The following is a 19,572-nucleotide window of genomic DNA, read 5'->3' on the forward strand; positions in this document are numbered from 1 at the left end:
AACTACACTATACAGCATAATGATTTCATGCTCATTATTTGAAATATCAAAAATAAACTAATAAATTGTGCACTTGCACAATTTATTAGTTTATTCAAAGTATTCGGATACAATAAATATCAATGTATTCAATAAGTAGGGCATACTCCATGGTTCATATCCCAAAATCTCAACTATCTTTTTCTTTCTATAATTTATCGTATTTCTATGCAGATATAGCTCATCAGCTACTTTTTCAGTACTCATATTATTATAGATTAACGACCTTAACGTCACGTATAAGTCCATATTTGTCTCTTCATCATATTTCTTTAGTTCAATAAAAAAATCATTTTTTATTGAACTAAACCTTTTGATATCCCGAATTTCTTTAAAAATTCCATAAAAACCAAGGTCCTCGAAATTGACCACATTATTAACTCCCAGAAAGTGTCTTCCTATTCTAACAGCATCCATAGCTTCGATATAAGCATTTGGAATGCTTTTATAGTTATCTATATCTGTGCTTATTCCAACTGACACAGACCCTGTAAAGCTCTCATTGCAGCACTTCAGTATATTGCGGCCTAAATTTTTAGACCTTTCATATGTTTTCCTGTTATCCTGCTGAAGCAGAATTATAAAAGTATCGCTTCTAAGCCCTATAAGATTTAAATCATTATCCGCTTTTACTATGACTTTAACCTTATTATATAGGACTTCATTGATGAATTTCTCATAGTCTTTGGTTTTTATTCCGACACTTTCCTGTATATCATTGAGATTAACTATTAGCATCCTGCACTTATCTAAAATATTCCACCCGACATCATGCCCCATTTTAACAGCAACATCATCAGATCTAAAATTCCAAGTTATTAGATCGCTGATATATTCCTGTTTTCTGACAGTTTCCAATTCGCTTATTCTTGAATTTTTCGTGAATATTAATGTACACAAGCTTGCCATAATCTGCAGAACTCTTATATTTTTGTCTAAATCGTTTCCCGAAATTTCTGCTGCAATAAGTCCATAATGCAACCCATTGGATTGAATGGGAAGTATTATTTTTTTAACTGAATTTGCATCAATGATGCAATATCCCTTTTCCCTGCATTCTTCCCTTATTGAATTATAGTACTCTGTAATTAAACCAACTATCTCATTCAATTTTTTATCATACTTTGGATACAGAATTTTATTATTTATATCCAAGAAAAAAATCTTACTGCCATACTCTTCCGACATAGTTTTATAAATATAATTCACATCTCTTTTTGTAGCTATATATTCTATTAATTTATTTTGCATATTGATTACGCTATTATACTCAGAATCCGGATTACCCATAAGCCTTAGGATAATGGGGTTAAGTATTTCAACATAGGATCTTTCACTATTAGCAACAATAAGCGGAAATTCCAACTCGTCACATAATTCTATAATAGCCTGGTGAACTTCTTTAATGAACAGATCAACATGACATATCACAAGTCCCGCAGATTTTTTTTCATGTAAAGCAAGAATAACCGATTTCTGTTTTTCAATATCCTGCATTATTGCATAGAACGAAGTAATATACAACTGGTTTTCAAGCACCCAGGTTTTAATTTTTGTCTCAGCTACTTCTAGGACGCTTATGCTTGATACTTCATTATCGCTGCCCTTCATACCCGCAACAATTTTAGCATCTTTTAGACCTCCAAAATTCATAACATCTTTAATAATCATAAAACTATCATCCCTTCCCCTTATTATAGTCTTTAAAAAGCAATATACGGTTTATTCTAATGTCGCTGAATTCGATTGATTCTTCGATGCGGCCTTGTTTGCTGCGGTATTTTAAATGTTATTATAATATAAAACATATTATTATACTATAAATAGAATGAGCCATATTACGGTAAAAGCATGAATACATTTTCTTACAAAATCATTATAAAGGATTTTTTTAAATCTGCCTTATTTATTTCAATTCAACCAGGTGGTTCTGCATAAGGTGACATCCAGTATCCTCTAATACTTTTTTATATTACTTCAAATTTATTGATAACTGCTCCTAAACTTCATTTACACCTTTTGGAATTATTGATATATTATAATTAGCAAACGAAAGGAAGAACTGAGTATTGCTATGGAAATGCTGCTCTTCCTGTTTTGGATTTGCTGGCAGAAAATATATTTGAGCTCAATTCTACAGAAGAGGCCATAAATTTAATCGAATCGAGTAGTAGGTAGGTGATTAGTTCACCTATCTACTATCCGCCAGATTATGTCCTGCTTTGCAATTACAATGAGTTAGTTGACAAGTCAACTAACTCATTGTAAAATAAACATGGTGATAAAAATGAATAACATGTACGAAGAATTTGGAAGATGGATATCTATATTGTATAGGCAGTTTCAGATATATATAAATAATGAATTGAAGGACTTAGGTATAACATCGGCTGAATATATATATTTGATAAAGCTCTATGAAAACAAGGAATTGACCCAAGAGAATTTAGCCGAAATATATTATATTGATAAGGCAGCCATAACAAGAAGTATAAAGAGCCTTGAAGATAAAGGCTATATAATGAGAATAAAAAATGAAAGGGACAAAAGATCCTATCGAATACAAGTCACAGAAAAGGCATTAAAGACTAAACACAGAATATATGATGCATTAAAATCTTGGGATGATTTGATCTCATTGGATGTAAGCGATGAAGAATTAAAAATGGTATCCCATATTATAAGGACTATGTCGCTAAAGGCATTGAATAGAGATTAGCAAAGGGAGATGATTTTGTGAAGATAAATAAGAAATATAGGGGAATTGTATTTTCATGTCTTGCAGCTGTATTTATATCTGTACCAATCGCTTTTTTTATGGTGATAATAAATTATGGATTTAGAGCAGGTTTTTTCATAGCGTTTTTAAAGTCTTCATTGGCAGGCACTGCCATTTCTGTGCCATTGGCTAATATATTTATCCCAATGGCAGAAAAGATAGTAAATAAGATAGTAGAGAAATAGCAGGCCCATTTAAACTCTATCTTAGCACTCGAAAGAAAAGATAACTGAAATAATTTGGAGTATCTTACGAACTGTGTAAGGGGCCTGGGGGCAGCGCCCCCCGACCGCAGGGTTACTTATAAAACTCTTCAAAGCTTTTGGTTACATAGGTGTGGTCAGACACACCTCCCAGCTCTCTGGCAGAATGCATGGCCAATACAGGGGTCCCCATGTCTACACATTTGATATCCAGATGTGAAGATGATATGGGACCTATGGTGCTCCCTCCCCTTTCATCGGATCGATTGACGAACCACTGATAAGGAACATTTGCATTGGAGCATATCTGAGCATATATTGATGAAGAATTGCTGTCTGTAGTATATCTCATATTGGCACTTACTTTAATGACAGGGCCTTTGTTAATAAGGGGCCTGTTTTGTGGATCATGCTTCTCGCCTACGTTTGGATGAACAGCATGGGCTAAATCTGCGGATATCATAAAGGACCTGGAAATAGCTCTAAAAAAGTCTTCTCTATCCCCGCCGGTTGATAATACTATTCTCTCCAAAATGTTAGAAAGCAGTTGAGAATCCGCACCCTGTTTGGTAGTACTTCCAACCTCTTCATTATCAAAGCACACCATTATATTGGTAGATTTAGACTCAGAGCACTTTGCAATAGCTGTTATTCCTGCATGCACCATAGCAAGATCATCAAGCCTTGGAGATGATATGAATTCATCATTTAGACCCATTATTGTTCCCTTTTCAAATTCATATAGAAACAAATCAAAATCAATTATATCTGAAGGATCAACCCCAGCTTCCTTGGCAATGGTATTTAATAAATAATTACCTTTTTCCATCTTTTCATTGATAAGCGCCATAAGAGGCAGCATATCCTTTTGCTTATTCAGCTCCACTCCCAAATTCATATCCCTATTCATGTGTATTGCAAGATTTGGAATTATCATAATAGGTTTTCTAATATTTATCAGCTTGATAATGGGGGAAAATACATCATCACCTTTTATTGCCACTCTTCCTGCAACTGACAAGGGCCTGTCCATCCATGTGCTAAGTATTGGCCCACCATAGGTTTCAGTATTTAACTTAACATAATGATTCTCAGCTATCATCTCCGCTGCAGGCTTTATCCTAAATGTAGGTGAATCAGTATGAGCTCCAATTATCCTGAAACCTTCCTCTTCAACCTTACTATCACCTACCACAAAAGCAGTCAAGGCAGAATGATTTTTTATCACATAGTATCTTCCGCCTTTTTTCAGCTCCCATCTGATTTCTTCCTCTAATTCGGTAAAGCCATGACTATCAAGTATCTTTTTGACGCTATCAACAGTATGAAATGATGAGGGGCTTTCATATATAAAATCTAAAAGCTCCTTTGCAAAATTTAATTCTTCACTCATTTGCAACTCTCCCTTTTTAAATTCTATTTATAGTATATAGCAAAATTACCTAACATCCCAAGGTCAAAAACTATGGCTTTTATGCTTGTTAACAAAAAGAAGGCATGCCTGCCCAAAACTGTTAATTTTGTCTATTCAGGAATGCCTTCTTGAGTAAATTATACAATATCCCCGATTATTTTTGCAGTCATTGATTTTGCATTAATAACCGGTTTGCCGACGATTGAAGCAACAGTGTTTTTCATATCAATACTGTATCCCATGCAGTCCATGATTACCATGTCTACTCCTTTTTGTTTCAGTCTATACGATGCACTTTCAATTTTTGAAATATCCTCGTATGGAGATGCAGATTCAACTATCGCATTTTTTGCCGCCTCAGACCATCTTTTTTTAGCAGCTATTGCTTGGTTCTCATCGGGGATTAATACTCCTAGAGTAAGATTTTCGGCAATAGACTTTACAACATGATGTAAAACTTTTTGAGGTTTAACTATCAATGCTTTTGACAAAATCGAAGGGAATTCACCGGTGCAAGCCAGATAAATAACATTTATGCCTTCATTTTCGAATTCAAGTATTTTGCTCTGCAGTCTAGGTATTATATATTTATCTGCAACCTTTACACTTGTTCCATCCGCCATTTTCGTTACCAAGGTTTCATCCCCTTCCTTGGGATAAAACCTTTCCACGTCAACTAAAGTCAACTCATCCAAAGCACCTTTTTCAACAATATTGTAATCTTCTCCAATTATCGCTTTTATTTCAGAAACAAAGTCGATTCTGGGAGTCTGGCCAATTGTTAATAAACCAAGTTTTTTCATTCTTTCAACCCTTTAAAAAACATATTCTATAATGCTTTTTCCTACCGCTTTTTCACAAGCTTTAAATAGCTCAGGCGCTCTCATTCCTGCACCAAGCTTAAGGTTTTTTCTATCTGCTACTATTAGAGCAACTTCTTGACCCTCTTTAATCTCTGCAGAAGTAACGGGAAGACCAGTCTTTGCATCAATAGTCATAATCAAATCTGGGAAAGTAGCTAGCCTTTCTCCTGACTTTTCCAAAGTCATATACTCATTCCAGAAGGTTGTTTCATAACCACCCATCACTACTTTTCCTACATCAAAGCCTTCTTTGCACTCCAAAAATATCTCATCAATTTTTCCTACATAAATTATTTCACCATCAAGAAATTTGCATGCTGCTTTTATCATTGCAATCGCTCCTTCAGGCTCTGCAGAAATAATGCACTGTCCTAAACTTATCGCTTGCTTTATTGCACCTTTGGCCGCATTTTCCTTGACATAACTCAAGGATACCGGATTCCTGGCAACAGATACAAGACCACCGGCTTGTACAGATGCATTCCTTATTAATGCAGCCGCTTTTTCCATCTTGCCCATTGCTACAACTTCAATAAAGGTTCCTCTTTCATCGGAGCCCCCAACTGCAGCTTGAATTGACTTAAAATTCTCTTCCTTGTGCAAACCTATTGCTCCCATTACACCTGTAGGATGGGCTCTTCCATTACAGGGTGCATCTACAACGGGTATTCCCAGCATGGCTGCCTGGAGCCAGCCATTTACTGCAGCCAAGCCACCTAATTCATTTGAAATAATGCCGGATATTTTTATATTTCCAACTTTTTGCAGCAATTCCACTGCCTTTATATAATGGACAGGCTGGGCATAACTGGTCTTTGCAGAAGGTGCCCCTACTGCAGCAACATTTACCAATATTGATTCTTCATCCAGATCTTCAATATCCACAAGCTCTACCGGAGCTAAATCCAAAGCCAGAGCAGCCATTTTTCGCCCCTCTTCCATTGAGCCTCCTCCGCCGCCGCCTAACAGAGACCCACCGACTATGGCTGCTTCTATCATATCATGTGTCAATACTAATCTGCTCATAAATAATCCTCCATAACCTTACAAATACGAAATAATAGCACCTGCTGCTATAACAGGGTCAATCGCCATAATATTTGTTTCTTTTATTATTTTCTTATATACCTTTATTGTAGACATGCCTGTACAAGCCAAAGCAATGACATCACAGCCTTTTTCTTTAAGCTGTTTTACAGAATCCATTACCCTTTCCATTCCCTTATCAGCATATAAATCCAAAGCTGTATTCACACCATCAGGCTTTAAATCACATGCAAGATTGTCTTTTAGAATTCTATACATAGAATCCGGTGTTTTTTCCGTAATTCCTAACACACCTATTTTGCTGCCAAAGCTCAAAGCCAAAGATGCACAGGATGAACCAGCACCAATTACAGGTATTCTAAGCTCCCTGCGGCACTCCTCAACCCCGGGATCACCGGCACAGCTTACATAAACTACATCAAATCCCCTATCCTCAAACTCATGAGCCAAATTCAAAATCTTTGGTATAGCAATCCGTAGAGTATCATCGTTATAAACACCCTTAGGCTGGTCTTCTATGCATTTTGTTTCAAGTTCAAAGCCTTGGAATTTTTCTTTTAAAATAATCTCGTGAGATTTCAACAGGTTCTCATCATTGGTAGTCAAAACCCTTATCAAGCCAATCATTTTCTTTTCCATCATCGCACCCTCTTTACTTTTTACTCTCCATAAAATATGTCAATGCAACGTGAGCAATCAATGTTGCGATGATACCATTTACCGCTGCAACACCGGGTGTAACAACTGCCACCAAAATACCAATACCCCAGGCAATAATTGCAGCCCATCTAATAAAAGGAATGTTTTTGTATGAAATATCATTGTAATCATAATTCCTCTCAAAGCCAAGTCTTGGCAGAACCAAGTAGTCGGATATGAGCAAAGCGGCCATAGGCGGAACTACAGTTCCCAACAGAATCATAAAATTGACAAAATAATTAACAGTACCGCTATATCCCAAAATTGTACCTACTATTCCTAAGGCTAATGCAACCTTCCATTTTTCTTTCTCCAATATATTGTTTAGTGCCAAAGCTGCAGAGTATAAGTTATTATCATTGGTTGTCCATTGAGCCAAGCTGATTATCAATGCGCCTATCAAGCCTGAACCCAAAGCTGCTTTACCAACAAATAAAGATATTTCTCCAAAATCCCATGTTCCTTTTATTAGAGCAAATGCTATACCCGATATAGGCAATATATAATGACCGATGAAGAGTGCTCCGCCCCATACCAGAAGTATTTTTTTGAAATCTGCCTTAGAATATCGGCTAACATCAGGCATTAATGCGGAACCAACTGCCCAGCTACCGAAAACGGTGCTTATTCCTACTGCCAAGCTGCTTATTTGACTACCTTGAGGTGCATAAGTAACAAGGGTGTCAACACCTACTTGCCTTAATGCTACAAAGAAACCTCCGAATATGAAAATAAACAAAGGTATTACAGATATTTTACTAATAGTCTCCAATCCCTTATATCCCATAACTGCTGAAGTCATCATGATAAGTCCGCCAATTCCGGCTATTACCGATACGCTAAGAGGTATAAATTGAGACCATATCTGTCCAAAAAATCCTAGTTGTACTGAAAACCATCCTACGGATGTAAAAGCGATAATCAATGATGCTATATAAGTGCCAACCTTGCCTGTAGTAAATCTAAATAATGGCATTGAAGCTAATCCGGTTTTGGCTCCTACATAAGCTGTCAAACTCATTACAACTAAAAGTATAAGGTCACCGATGGTCAAAGCTAAAAGAGCGGATTTAAAATCCATATTGGCACCCAACGCTATTCCTGTAGCCATGTCGCCAATTACCACATTGTAGCAAACCCAAACTATAAAAGTTGACAACCATCCTTTTCTTTTATCTTCCGGAACAGGTTTTAAAGCATAGTCTTCTGTCACCACGTCCATCTTTTTCTTTTCTTTAGTCTCGCTCATATTTGTTCCTCCTTGTATTTATTGTGTATTATGAGAACTCTTAATATCAGATGGAGCTTAAGACTCCGTCTGACATTAAGAAATCCTTACTTATTAAATCCATAGCTCCTTATACCAATGGGGTTCTCTAAGATTTATCAACTGCTTTGCCTTTACCCTGTTAGTTGGGAACTCTGATCCATGATTTTTTGTATCAATATTAAAGTCAACACTTCCCCTTTCATTACTGCTGTCAATAATTGCTTCGTCATCTTCAATCCAAGCAGCATCAGGTCCAAAAATTCCACTTTTGCCTATATATCCTGCACCGGTATAGTTTGAAAAAACTGTATAAAAATTATTTTCAATAGCTCTTATTCGGGCCAAATGCCATTGTACTTGTCTATTGCTGTCAATCAAATCAAAATCTTTCACATAATCCTTATTAATAGCTGAAGGCACTGCTAATACCTCAACTCCCCTTATTGCATTTATGCGAGAAAATTCAGGAATTGATAATTCATCTCCAATGATGATGCCTATCCTTCCTATGGATAAATCATATACAAACAAATCACTTCCCGGTTTTGCCCAGCTTCTATCCTCAGGATTTATATTTATTTTATGGTAGGAACCCAAAACGCCTTCCGGACCAACAAGCCAAGCAGTATTATACATTGTCCCGTTTTTTTCTTCTATTCCTCCAATGACAATATAGGCATTGTAAGACTTGGATTTATCAATTATTGTCTTAAACTTTGAATCAAGCTCTTCCAGCGGAATGGATTTGGCCTTTGCTTCATCATAAGAGTTTACTATGCCGCTTAAATATAATTCAGGTAATACAATAAACCTGCTCCCTCTGCCGGATTCTTGTTCGATTATCCTAGCAACACTATCAAGCCTTTTATCTATATCAACCTTTTCCTCTCTATCTACTTGAATAGCAGAAGCATAAAATTTATCTCCCTGGGGAAAGCTGCTGCAGGTTTGAGAAAAGAAATTCAGAGGATTCCATCTATAAGTGCTAAGACTAAGCTCATTATAAAAGTTGTACTTCTCTCTCTTTGGCATATTTGCTTTTTTGCCTCTGATTGCATCTATATCCAAATCAGCCAATACAAATCCATCGCCTATGTCCTTTGAAACCAATACATTGCCTTCCTCATCTATAACTGTACTGCCGCCGGCAAAATTAGTGTTTCTTTCTTTTCTCCAACGATTAGAAACGATAAGAGGACATCCCGTTTCAAAGGACCTGGTAATCCATAAAGGAGAAGGAGTTACTTCCCCAAACCAATTAACTAAGCCACAAATAATTTCGCAATCTTTCATTTGAAGGATTCTGGTTGACTCAAAAAATGTCATGTCCATACATATAACCAGTCCAATTCTCCCAATATCTGTGTCAAACACTTCGAATCCTTTATCTCCATTTTTTGCCCACAATGGTTCTGCTGCATAGGGATGAACTTTTCTATAGCTTCCAACCACTCCTTTAGGGCTGACTAATACGGCAGAATTATAATAAATATTGGTTTTTTCATCTACTTCAGGCATACCTATGACGATATATACATTTAACTCCTTAGCAATATTGCACATTAATTCTGTAGTAGGCCCTGGAATAGGTTCTACAAAGGGTTTTATATCATTGGGGTTATCCCATATATAGCCGGTGGTGGTCATTTCCGGCGCAACAATAAGACGGGCGCCTTCTTTCGCTGATTGCCTGATTAATTTTTCAATCTCTTTTAGATTTCTATCCTTATTTTTAAACTCAGGTTCAAATTGAAGGGCTGACACGGTTATATTCATTTTTCCTCTTCCTTTCTCAATATGTTAAGATAGCAAAATGGTTGTATATTTATAACGAGGCAAAGAGGTCTCTTGAGATTTCTAGACCCCACTATTGAAATTGCAAAGTTTTTTGAAAATATGCTATAATCCTTATATATATGAATATTCTTTAAATAAAACTAATTGCCTTTATGATAATTTCAAAAATAGGATGCATTCTTTTATAAAAAATTAAATGTTCTTGGCATTTTTATACATTTAGACTGGATTATATGCAATAAAAGCTGCCTGAACTACCTCTAAGGCGGAAGCTTACGTTTTAAGGTTAAATAAGGATAAGCAGAGAGAAGGGATTGTTATGAGCATAACTGTAAAAGAAGCATTAGCATTGGAAGTTCTATCTGAAGCAAAACTAATTGCCGGAGAATCAGGCTTAGAAAGGTTAATTGAAAAAGTAAATGTTACTGAATTCCCAATGAATTGGAAAAGAAACCGTCAAGGAGAATTCTTTTTATCTGCCCTGTATGCTAACAAAGAAAATACAAAAGAACAATATGAAACAATAAAAATACTAATCGATACAGGGGCCAGCGGTTTATGCTTAATCGATAAGTATTTTGTTGATTTGGATTCATCCATAAAAGAATTAGCTGATGAAAACTCTTTCCCAATTATTATAATACCTGCATATATTTACTATAGCGATATAATATCCAGCATTATGAATGCCATTATACGGAAAAAGAGTTTTTTTATGCTGGAAATGATGATTGATAATTTGATCAGCAATTATGAAAACCCGGAGAAAGTAAAAAAAATTGCAGGTCAAATCAATAAGAATTTTGATAGTAAAATTATGTCTATTTATTGCAAGCTGGGCAAAACTGATTTGCTGCGAAAATACGAATTAATTCAAAATAGTTTTATAGATAGGGATAATTGGAGCGTAATTAAATTCAGATCCGGTACTTTAATATTATTGAGCTTTAGCCCGGAAATTACAAATATTGAATATATAGTAAATAATGTGCTAAACAAAATAAAATTTATAGCCGGTAATTGTTATATAGGAATAAGCAATATATATAACAACATTGATAATTTTGGCACATGCATTGAAGAAGCTCTATTGACAGTAGAATTATCTGAAAAGATTTTAAAGAAGGAAGTTGCTTATCATAAAGATATAGGCTTGTACAAAATAATATTGCCTTATAAAGATGAGTATGCTTTTAAAAGATTTCATAAAGAGATCATATCTCCAATTTCCGAATATGATAAACTGTATAAATCCCAGCTATTAGAAACAGCTATACAATACATTAACAATGAAGGAGATTTTTCTAAAGCTGCCGATAAGCTTTATATCCATGAAAACACCGTCAGATATAGAATAAATAAAATAAAAGAAATACTTGGCATAAATACTGGATTTGGTAGTTTCTATGAGCAGCTTTCAATAGCCATTAAGCTCCATAACTTGATTGAATAAATCAAGGGCTGCAACGAGGACGGCAGACTGTCGAGATTATCTTCAGTAGTAATTCCCTTTCACTTAACTCTTTTTGGGTAATAGGGTCTGATATTACAAACCATGGCCTATAGCCTTCCTGTTTGTTGTAAAATATTGCCGAACACAATATAAACCATCTCGTCTAACTTTCCTAGTACTCTTATATATGGTATATACCTATATATACAAATTGTTAATCCTATTTTCTACCAGGCTTTACCATTGAGCCCAGCCTATAAATGCCCATGCCCAATATGGCTCCTCCGGAATCACGCAGCACATCGATCAAGCCCGGGCCTCTGCCCGGCACAAAATACTGATGCATCTCATCAGAAACAGCATAGGAAAAGCAGAGCAGAAAGGAGTAAAGCCATAGCCTAGAAGCCTTTGAGCCGCTTCTTTTGAAGGCGTTGACAGCAAATATCGCCAGAACGAAATATTCAGTGACATGGCCCAGCTTCCTCACATAGTGGTTAAAGCGTCCTATCCATGTCTGCAACGTGCTGGTCTCAATATCCAACGGATATATGCTGTTTACTGCCTTGATGATGATCTTCGTTGCTTCTATGCTCATGCCATTGGACACCTCCGCCGGCTGAGCAGACATATAAAATATAAAGGCCATCCATAGGATTACCATGAGCCATGCTATAAACATGCCGGCCTTATTTCTCTGCTTCATGCTTTGTTTCACATCCAATTCTCTATGACTGCTGTACCAGGCGCTATTTATAAAATCAATGCATATAGAATCCACTTTGTGATCTCTTATAATTAGTGTCGGCAGTTACATATGCTTATGCTTATGCTCTTTTAATTATAACATTGTAACCGTTTGAAATCAAAAAAGAGGTTGCAAAAAAGGGGGTTGTCATGAATAGTTTGTTGGATAATATCAGGACCCGCTTCTATGGATACGGCACGCTGGAGAAGAACCTCAAAGTGCTGCTCGAGAAAGGCGCATAAGGCAACTGGCAAGAGTTGCCTTTTTGCAGGTTCCTGTGAACCATTACCTTACTATTCCAACCAGAACCAATAGAGAAGCAAATACAATAGAGCAAACAGATAAGAGCATTAGTTGTAAAAACAGCTTGTTTTTATTTTCTTCATCTTTCTCTCCCGCCAGAGTCATAGCACCGCCTGTAGAAAAAGGTGATACTCCTGCAAAATGTCCGCCGATCATTATAGCGGATACCAATGCTGTGACACTCACACCGGTTGCACCCGAAATATTCGGAATCATGGGTATAAGTGTGGGGCCTACAACGCCAAGGGTGCTTGAGAAAAAGCTCATACATCCGGCTACTAATGCCACTACAAGTTTAGCTGCCGTTGCACTTAAATTATCACCAATCCAGGTTGAGAATAGTCTTAAGTCCAAGAACAAAACATCCGAATATATAAGCAAATGCCGCATGAATGCCTGAGGAGCCGGGAGAAACGTCTCCCTGGTTACTGCAGCTTCGCAATTCTCGCAATCTTATCCAATATATAGACATCGTCTACAAGCTCTTTATCCGGCTTTTCTTTTGTGGCTTTGTTAATCTTATAAGCAATCTGCTTTTTCTCAGCTTCCTTTCTCTTTGACAAGGCTTTATCCAGCGCCGTTACTCCCAGATCAGCAAGGGCAACACCCATTGAAATAGGAGGCGGCAAGATCGGAATAAGGCCCGCCGCACCCAAGAAATATTTCAGGCATTTCCATCTTTCCTTATCCGGAATCTCTGCAATATCGCATAGAAGCGAATTATAGCCGCTGATCCTCTCCCTGCGCTCCTTTTCATCCATGCGCTCCAGCTTCGCCAATATACCTGCAAGCTCAGTTGCCGTATTATATGTTTTTGCTTTATCTGCAAATCTGGTGATGCTGACCGTATTATCACAATTCAACAGGTTTATATAGTTGTTTTCCCTCCTGCTGATCTCCGACACCTTTTTTATCTGTTCCATATCCTCCGGAGAGGAATAGTAATAGCTGTTGAGCAGGCTTGCAAGGATGATCGATACCCCGCTGTCGGAATACTTGCTGCCCTCCCTTTCTTCATTAAAGGGGAAATAAGTTGCCTGCAAAGCGGTAGCTATATGTATGCTGCCTGAGTTGACCACAAATTCAAAAGAAAGCTCATTGGTCTTTTCCAATGAATGAAGCATCTCTTCTAATACCGTATTTACCCCAAAATGGCTTATCGCCATGGGGCTGCATTGATTCAATGTCTTAAAGCTCTCCAGCTTTGCGGTAAGGGGCCAGGCCATAAACTTTGCCATCTGAATTGCTTTTTCATCCTCTGTATTTTTCAGATATGGATGTATCTCATATATCATCTCCCTATATTCGGGATAGTCGGCACAATAGGACTTCTCCACCTCTGCCATATAGCAAGCTATCAGGGCATTTATCCCCCTCTTGCTGATTACGGAATTATTCTTGTGATTATATGCCTCCATGACCAATTTTCTGTCGTACCGCAATTCCGTATTAGGCAGCAAGATCACTACTTTTTCCCTCTCCACCAATTCGATCAATTCATTTTTTGTGATATTCTGATGCTCAAGAAATGCTTCCAGATTATTTTCGATGGGCAGCGAAAGATAGATCTTATCATAAAGCAGGATATTATTTCTCAGGTTAACATTTTTAAAGCCCGTGAAATCCAAATAGCATTTGGTCTCCCCCGGGTGAAAAAAGGGAAGCTCGTCTCGGTCTATCTTTCCCTGATATATCTTTTCCACATTGGAAAACCAATAGTCTGCATCATTGACCGAGAAGGGAAAGCTTTTATCTGTGAAGCAATATATGGGATCACTGTAATAGGGGCTTTGCCGGTTTTGCCATTTGCCCTCCGGCTCTTCATCTTCCCTGGAAGCATCCGATTCTTTCCTTACGACGACCTTTTCAAAGCTCAGCTCCATTTTAGACAGAAAATCCTCCAGCAAGGCTATATCTTCATCCTTTGTTTTATCTGAAACAGTGATTATCAATTTGGCGTGCTGTCCCGGTACAGCCGATATATCTGCAAAATCGATATGGTGAAACTTGCTGGTGAGCATATTGTCTATCTCCGGCTTTGTCAGGCATATGCCTTGAAAATTGCTTGTTATATCATCTAAAGCAATGCCCTCTATCATTTCTTTATAATTCTCCGGCTCCTTTAAAGTCAATTCAACCCAACAGCATATGAGACGGATATTATCGTCAAAATACTCCTTCAGCTTTTCAAAATCCCCCTCATAATCCTCACATAATATAACAAATCTCTCATCTTCAATGCGGTATATCTTTGTCTTTAAGCCCAGATATTCAATACGCAGATCCAGATCCGTCCTTTTGACTTCCCCTATTTGATTTATCATGCTCATCCCCCCGTCTTCAATTATTCTATATAAATGGAGTATTTCCTAAGTCAATAATCAGGCATATTATACCAATTTAATTATAAACCTTTTCATATAAATTGCATATATAATATAGCTATAGCCATATACAATATGAATATTGGCTTGAACCTTGCATTTGTTGTATGATGAGAGAGGGTGAGATTATGGAGCTTGATTTTATCGATGATTATAGGGATGAATTGATAGCCATAAGGCGGGATATTCATAGATATCCGGAGCAGGGCTGGTGCGAATTCCGCAGAGAAACAGATGAGCTGAATAAAGATATGTATGACAGTGCCGTAAGCATCATCGACGGCATAGCGAAAACCTATGGAGTAAGATATGAAATCATGCCTGCAGGTGCTTCGATATCGGCAGAAAGCTCAAAAGAGTTGGAATCAAAGGACAACGGCGGCCTGGCACCGCATCTACCTTTAGACAATTTTCCAATATCCAGCTGCATCTGAACCAACTCTAACAATAATATTTTCTTCTTGAAGCTTTTTCATATTTCTTTCTATAGTTCTAGTAGTTTTATTTAATTTTATACTTATCTCTGCTTGAGTTATATAATTATTTTGCTTAATAAGACTAAGAATATTTTTCTGTGTCTTATTGAGTTTAATCGTTTTTTCTCCGACATTGTCTCCGACATTTTCACCGACATTGTCTCCGACATTTTTTATAGGGAAACTAACTTTTAAAAAATTAGGACTAAATTTAAATATACTTTTGTCATATATCTTTAATATTCTCTGAACACCAGAACCTAGTTGCTCAACCAATTTAACATCTTTAAATACTCTCATAAGTTCCTTGTTTCTTGGGGCTGATATGCCTTCAAAAAATTCTTCCTGGCTTAACTCTTGGGGCAAACCACCTGATGATGTAATAACAAATCTATCAGAGAATATTTCAAAAACCGGAGGAATTCCATTAGAATAATCATTGTGGATTATTGCATTTATTACAGCTTCTCTTAATGCAGTAGGATCTACAAGACGCTTTTCTTTCCTTACAGTTGATGTAATTTCAGTCTTTGTGACATTTTCTATATCTAATTTATTAAGTGTATTTTCGGTTGCTTTGATCAAGGAACAATATCCAAATTCTGCATTCTCAATTAAATCAACTTTATCAACTCCTGAGTACTTTGCAACTTTCATAGAGATACCATTTTCATCAGCCAATAAATATGCTGCATAATTAAACTTACCCTCTTCAGTATATAATTCTAAATTAACCTCTTGTGCTAGGTAATTTGATTTCAACTAAAGGAATATTATACCAATGAATGAGGATATAAAATCCCTGATAGATAGTACCTATGTGGATTAATTATCCAAATACTAACTCTTTGATTCTTGAATGTGACTCACGGCCTATAAGTTTATTGATGTAATAACACAAGTTATACGCTAATAGCTTGGTTTTAATCCTTGTTTGCAGCCCCCAAAAAGACTTCGCAAGTACTCTTTCAATATTGAGTTGGCAAACATAGTGATTTTACTATAGCCACTGATTAAATCCTAGGTAGCTGCTCTGTCATCAATGTTAGCAGAGGTAATTACAGCATCAGTTATGAAACCATCTATGGTTGCAAGCATGTGTAGTTTATATCCCAGATATGTTTCCTTTTTGGAGGCACATTTACCATAAGTAGCGCCAAATCCTTTAAATGTCTTATGAAAATGCGCTCTTCCAAACTTGCATACTGGAATAGGTATACTGTCGATAATTCTATATGGCTGGTAAATATGTTCTGTAAGTGAAGAAATCTCTTTTCGAATTTCTTCTATGACTGCATGAAGGTTTCTTCGGGTTCGATTGAATCTAGATCTACTGCAGAGCCTTGGAAACAAGTCTCGCATATTCTTCTTACAGAAACCAAACCAGGCATTTTCAGAATCAATAGTTAGTAACTCAGCAACAATACTTAAGGTAATTATTTCACTATCACTCATCTTAGAATTATCGATATTACAACGTTTTTTAATATGTGTTGGAGTAACATCCTGGTAAATATCGTCAATTATGACATAAGCGACAGTTACAAAGTCTTTTAAATCTCCAATTTCTTTGATAGAATAAGTTCTATAAGCTCCAGCATATATGTGACCCCCTATCATTTTTGTCGCTATTAGTGATAGGTTACATAATATGTTGGAGTTTTTCATTCATAGATTTTTGGTAAATCAAAGCTAGCACAACGAGTTAACTTAAATTTCGGTTTCCTGTGTCAGCTTTATGGGTTCATTATACTATTACGATTTACACCTTTTGGAATTATTGATATAATATAATTAACAAACGAAAGGGGGATGAAATTGGGGAATAATAAGCAGGAGCTTTTAAGCCCTTTGAGCGACATAGTATTTAAAGCCTTATTTGGCAGGGAAGAAAAAAATAGCAAAATAATACTCATAGATTTTCTAAATTCTGTACTATCTCTTGAAGGTAATGAAAAGATAACTGAAATAATTCACTTAAGCCCTTTCAACATAAAAGAATACAAAGAGGACAAAGGCTCCATATTTGACATAAAGGTAAAGAATCAAAGGGAAGAAAGAATAAACATAGAAATGCAGATAAACAATGTAGATGATTTTAGGAAAAGAAGCTTATATTACTGGAGCAAGATGTATTCCGAAACCATAAAGGAATCTGAAAACTATACAAATCTAAAGAAGAGCATAGTAATAAACATAATGGATTTCGAAATAATAAAAGAGACAAACAGATATCACACAGAGTATAGGATACTGGAAAAGGAAGAAAAGTTTCCATTGCTGGATGATCTGGAAATACACTATATAGAACTTCAGAAATTCCATCCTCAAAAGGATCCGGAAGAAATGGAAGCCATAGAATTATGGCTGAGCTTTATAAAAAAAGCTGGAAAAGAAGAAATAGAAAAACTGGTTGAGAGAAAGGAGGAGCTGAGTATAGCTATGGAAATGCTGAAAAAAATAAGTGCAGATGAAGAATTGAGAGAAAAATATGCAGCCCGTGAGAAAGCCAGACTTGATGCCATATCAAGCCTTAAGTTTGCTGAAATGAAGGGCATGGAAAAAGGCAAGGCTGAAGGTAGAGCTGAAGGTAGAGCTGAAGGCAAAGCTGAAGGCAAAGCTGAAGGCAAGGCAGAAATACTCATAAAGCAATTTACAAAGAAATTTGGTGTACTGCCTGCATCTTTGCAGGATAGTATACGAAATGCTGCTCTTCCTGTTTTGGATTTGCTGGCAGAAAACATTTTTGAACTCAATTCTATAGAAGAAATCATGGAGATGATTAATAAAAATTAAAGAAGTGGGGGCATATCATTATAGCTCCCACTTCTTTAATTTTTATATTGCCGCACCTTTAATGCAACCACAAGAACCGTCCAAAACCGCTGAAAAACGTTAAATAAAAACTGTAAAATATTTATTTGAGTATTACAACGTTCCAGAGCCAGCGAAGAATTGCAGATACGCTCAGCGTATCAAGAAACACGGTGGCCAAAGCAGCACTGGAGCATCCGGTTTCTAATGAAATTCTTGATTCTATAAGCGGGCCGGAGCTTCACAAAAAGCTGTTCCCAGAGCAAGCACTGGTACCCATTCTTATCACTCCGGATTTTGTTTACATCCATAAGGAACTATTGAAAAGCGGCGTAACACTTAAGTTACTGTGAGAAGAGTATGTTGATATTTGCCGCAGTTCCGGAGAAATGAAAATCATCTGTCTGCTTGGAACTACAAAGAGATACAGGAAAGTAGATATGTTTTTTGAAATACAGTCGTCCATAAATTCACTTTACTACGATCAAAGAATTACACCGGTATTTATTGTAGATGAAGTACATATGGCCTCTACCGCAATACTAGATGATTTAAGGATGCTGTTCAATTTTAAGATAGACTCTGCCAATCCTGAAGAATGCAGAGACTATTTAAGCAACAGGATGAAGATTGCAGGATGCTCCAGAGAAGTATTTACCCCTGAAGCAGCTCTGGCTATCTTCAATATATCCGGAGGGACTTCAAGGGTAATCAACAATATTGCCACTGCAGCACTTATGTATTCTGCCGCAAAAAGAGCCGATTCCGTAGACGAAGAGACTGTTTTCCAAGCAAACATTGAGCTTGGGGCATAAAAAGCTAAAGCACTTTGAGTAGCAAAATATTCAAGGTGCTTTTATTTATATCATACTTTTTTATGGACTGCAATAGGTAGGAAACTAAGGTATTGACGATATTCCTAGCGTAATTTGAAAATTGACACCTTAGGATTTTACGATATTTGGTCATGATGGTGACCTCCTTTAACTGTATTTACATCGTTTGAGATGCATAAATACAGTATAAAGGATAATTTGCAAATGTGGCTCCCTTATGCCGGAATGCTGGTTCCCGTCAGACCGGAAGGGTGGCCCCCACTGACCGGACAGGTGGTGCGAAATGCTCCGGAATACTCATCTCCGGAACTGCGACTTCGTCGCACCAGAATATTCAAATAATTCCATAGTCATTTTTTACACCTCTTGTTATATCATACAGCAAAAACGCTTAAAAATCCAAAAGCGAAACCGGAAGAACCATCCCTCTGATTGTATGATTTCAGCATA

The 19,572-nt window shown here is 36.7% G+C and carries 18 protein-coding genes and 1 pseudogene; 7 read left to right on the plus strand and 12 right to left on the minus strand.

Going from position 1 to position 19,572, the window contains the following annotated elements; genetic code table 11:
* Window positions 1–90 precede the first annotated feature (90 nt).
* Complete coding sequence (locus tag AC4HCY_RS20400) at window positions 91–1,710, minus strand: PucR family transcriptional regulator (protein WP_491095032.1); 1,620 nt, start codon at window positions 1,708–1,710, stop codon at window positions 91–93.
* Window positions 1,711–2,326: 616 nt separating this feature from the next.
* On the opposite strand from AC4HCY_RS20400, the gene AC4HCY_RS20405 reads away from it, so the two are divergent.
* Window positions 2,327–2,758 carry a MarR family winged helix-turn-helix transcriptional regulator gene (locus AC4HCY_RS20405; RefSeq protein ID WP_323430249.1) on the plus strand — a complete coding sequence of 144 codons (432 nt, stop codon included), beginning with the start codon at window positions 2,327–2,329 and terminating at the stop codon, window positions 2,756–2,758.
* A 17-nt stretch (window positions 2,759–2,775) separates the two neighbouring features.
* A complete protein-coding gene (locus tag AC4HCY_RS20410; protein WP_323430248.1) occupies window positions 2,776–3,003 on the plus strand; it encodes a DUF2798 domain-containing protein in 228 nt (75 codons plus the stop codon).
* 112 nt (window positions 3,004–3,115) lie between these two features.
* Here the strand turns inward: AC4HCY_RS20410 and AC4HCY_RS20415 are convergent, their stop codons facing one another.
* The 6 genes from AC4HCY_RS20415 to AC4HCY_RS20440 form a co-directional block, all read right to left on the minus strand.
* Window positions 3,116–4,414, minus strand: coding sequence for a M18 family aminopeptidase (locus AC4HCY_RS20415; protein WP_491095033.1), 1,299 nt, complete (start codon window positions 4,412–4,414; stop codon window positions 3,116–3,118).
* A gap of 158 nt (window positions 4,415–4,572) precedes the next feature.
* A complete protein-coding gene (locus AC4HCY_RS20420; RefSeq protein ID WP_491095034.1) occupies window positions 4,573–5,238 on the minus strand; it encodes an AroM family protein in 666 nt (221 codons plus the stop codon).
* A gap of 12 nt (window positions 5,239–5,250) precedes the next feature.
* Window positions 5,251–6,324, minus strand: coding sequence for an S-methyl thiohydantoin desulfurase family protein (locus AC4HCY_RS20425; RefSeq protein WP_491095035.1), 1,074 nt, complete (start codon window positions 6,322–6,324; stop codon window positions 5,251–5,253).
* An 18-nt stretch (window positions 6,325–6,342) separates the two neighbouring features.
* A complete protein-coding gene (locus AC4HCY_RS20430; protein ID WP_491095036.1) occupies window positions 6,343–6,987 on the minus strand; it encodes an aspartate/glutamate racemase family protein in 645 nt (214 codons plus the stop codon).
* A gap of 10 nt (window positions 6,988–6,997) precedes the next feature.
* Entirely contained in the window at window positions 6,998–8,293 is a 1,296-nt protein-coding gene (locus AC4HCY_RS20435) for a cytosine permease (protein WP_491095037.1), read from the minus strand.
* A 93-nt stretch (window positions 8,294–8,386) separates the two neighbouring features.
* Entirely contained in the window at window positions 8,387–10,090 is a 1,704-nt protein-coding gene (locus AC4HCY_RS20440) for a nitrilase-related carbon-nitrogen hydrolase (RefSeq protein ID WP_491095038.1), read from the minus strand.
* 340 nt (window positions 10,091–10,430) lie between these two features.
* On the opposite strand from AC4HCY_RS20440, the gene AC4HCY_RS20445 reads away from it, so the two are divergent.
* Window positions 10,431–11,564 (plus strand): PucR family transcriptional regulator, encoded by a 1,134-nt coding sequence (locus AC4HCY_RS20445; protein WP_491095039.1) that lies wholly within the window; start codon window positions 10,431–10,433, stop codon window positions 11,562–11,564.
* 220 nt (window positions 11,565–11,784) lie between these two features.
* Here AC4HCY_RS20445 and AC4HCY_RS20450 read toward each other — a convergent pair whose 3' ends face one another.
* The 3 genes from AC4HCY_RS20450 to AC4HCY_RS20460 form a co-directional block, all read right to left on the minus strand.
* Window positions 11,785–12,342: a VanZ family protein gene (locus AC4HCY_RS20450; protein ID WP_491095040.1), complete on the minus strand. Its 558-nt coding sequence runs from the start codon at window positions 12,340–12,342 to the stop codon at window positions 11,785–11,787.
* A gap of 252 nt (window positions 12,343–12,594) precedes the next feature.
* The gene (locus tag AC4HCY_RS20455; protein ID WP_323430245.1) at window positions 12,595–12,966 is read right to left on the minus strand and encodes a hypothetical protein; all 372 of its coding nucleotides are present in this window, start codon (window positions 12,964–12,966) and stop codon (window positions 12,595–12,597) included.
* 71 nt (window positions 12,967–13,037) lie between these two features.
* The gene (locus AC4HCY_RS20460; RefSeq protein ID WP_491095041.1) at window positions 13,038–14,936 is read right to left on the minus strand and encodes a hypothetical protein; all 1,899 of its coding nucleotides are present in this window, start codon (window positions 14,934–14,936) and stop codon (window positions 13,038–13,040) included.
* 188 nt (window positions 14,937–15,124) lie between these two features.
* Here AC4HCY_RS20460 and AC4HCY_RS20465 point away from each other — a divergent pair, with 188 nt between their 5' ends.
* Complete coding sequence (locus AC4HCY_RS20465) at window positions 15,125–15,430, plus strand: hypothetical protein (protein ID WP_491095042.1); 306 nt, start codon at window positions 15,125–15,127, stop codon at window positions 15,428–15,430.
* Here AC4HCY_RS20465 and AC4HCY_RS20470 read toward each other — a convergent pair.
* Together AC4HCY_RS20470 and AC4HCY_RS20475 are read right to left on the minus strand one after the other, a co-directional pair.
* Complete coding sequence (locus tag AC4HCY_RS20470) at window positions 15,398–16,153, minus strand: ATP-binding protein (RefSeq protein ID WP_491095043.1); 756 nt, start codon at window positions 16,151–16,153, stop codon at window positions 15,398–15,400. The genes AC4HCY_RS20465 and AC4HCY_RS20470 overlap by 33 nt on opposite strands.
* A gap of 148 nt (window positions 16,154–16,301) precedes the next feature.
* Window positions 16,302–17,092 (minus strand): annotated as a pseudogene (locus AC4HCY_RS20475) (IS982 family transposase).
* A 198-nt stretch (window positions 17,093–17,290) separates the two neighbouring features.
* Here AC4HCY_RS20475 and AC4HCY_RS20480 point away from each other — a divergent pair.
* The 3 genes from AC4HCY_RS20480 (at window position 17,291) to AC4HCY_RS20490 (ending at window position 19,101) form a co-directional block, all read left to right on the plus strand.
* Window positions 17,291–18,268, plus strand: coding sequence for an Rpn family recombination-promoting nuclease/putative transposase (locus AC4HCY_RS20480; protein ID WP_491095044.1), 978 nt, complete (start codon window positions 17,291–17,293; stop codon window positions 18,266–18,268).
* Window positions 18,269–18,393: 125 nt separating this feature from the next.
* On the plus strand, window positions 18,394–18,639 hold the full coding sequence (locus AC4HCY_RS20485) for a hypothetical protein (RefSeq protein ID WP_491095045.1): 246 nt from the start codon (window positions 18,394–18,396) through the stop codon (window positions 18,637–18,639).
* Between the two features lie 36 nt (window positions 18,640–18,675).
* Window positions 18,676–19,101: a hypothetical protein gene (locus tag AC4HCY_RS20490; protein WP_491095046.1), complete on the plus strand. Its 426-nt coding sequence runs from the start codon at window positions 18,676–18,678 to the stop codon at window positions 19,099–19,101.
* Window positions 19,102–19,572 lie beyond the last annotated feature (471 nt).

This window comes from Lutispora sp. QWL-02 (assembly GCF_058315355.1).

Bases quoted from the DNA above. Each gene is read 5' to 3' on its own strand.
- AC4HCY_RS20430 (WP_491095036.1), bottom strand. From the start codon at position 6,987: ATGATGGAAAAGAAAATGATTGGCTTGATAAGGGTTTTGACTACCAAT.
- AC4HCY_RS20440 (WP_491095038.1), bottom strand. From the start codon at position 10,090: ATGAATATAACCGTGTCAGCCCTTCAATTTGAACCTGAGTTTAAAAAT.
- AC4HCY_RS20460 (WP_491095041.1), bottom strand. From the start codon at position 14,936: ATGATAAATCAAATAGGGGAAGTCAAAAGGACGGATCTGGATCTGCGT.
- AC4HCY_RS20490 (WP_491095046.1), top strand. From the start codon at position 18,676: ATGAAAATCATCTGTCTGCTTGGAACTACAAAGAGATACAGGAAAGTA.
- AC4HCY_RS20435 (WP_491095037.1), bottom strand. From the start codon at position 8,293: ATGAGCGAGACTAAAGAAAAGAAAAAGATGGACGTGGTGACAGAAGAC.
- AC4HCY_RS20420 (WP_491095034.1), bottom strand. From the start codon at position 5,238: ATGAAAAAACTTGGTTTATTAACAATTGGCCAGACTCCCAGAATCGAC.
- AC4HCY_RS20465 (WP_491095042.1), top strand. From the start codon at position 15,125: ATGGAGCTTGATTTTATCGATGATTATAGGGATGAATTGATAGCCATA.
- AC4HCY_RS20425 (WP_491095035.1), bottom strand. From the start codon at position 6,324: ATGAGCAGATTAGTATTGACACATGATATGATAGAAGCAGCCATAGTC.
- AC4HCY_RS20445 (WP_491095039.1), top strand. From the start codon at position 10,431: ATGAGCATAACTGTAAAAGAAGCATTAGCATTGGAAGTTCTATCTGAA.
- AC4HCY_RS20400 (WP_491095032.1), bottom strand. From the start codon at position 1,710: ATGATTATTAAAGATGTTATGAATTTTGGAGGTCTAAAAGATGCTAAA.
- AC4HCY_RS20405 (WP_323430249.1), top strand. From the start codon at position 2,327: ATGAATAACATGTACGAAGAATTTGGAAGATGGATATCTATATTGTAT.
- AC4HCY_RS20415 (WP_491095033.1), bottom strand. From the start codon at position 4,414: ATGAGTGAAGAATTAAATTTTGCAAAGGAGCTTTTAGATTTTATATAT.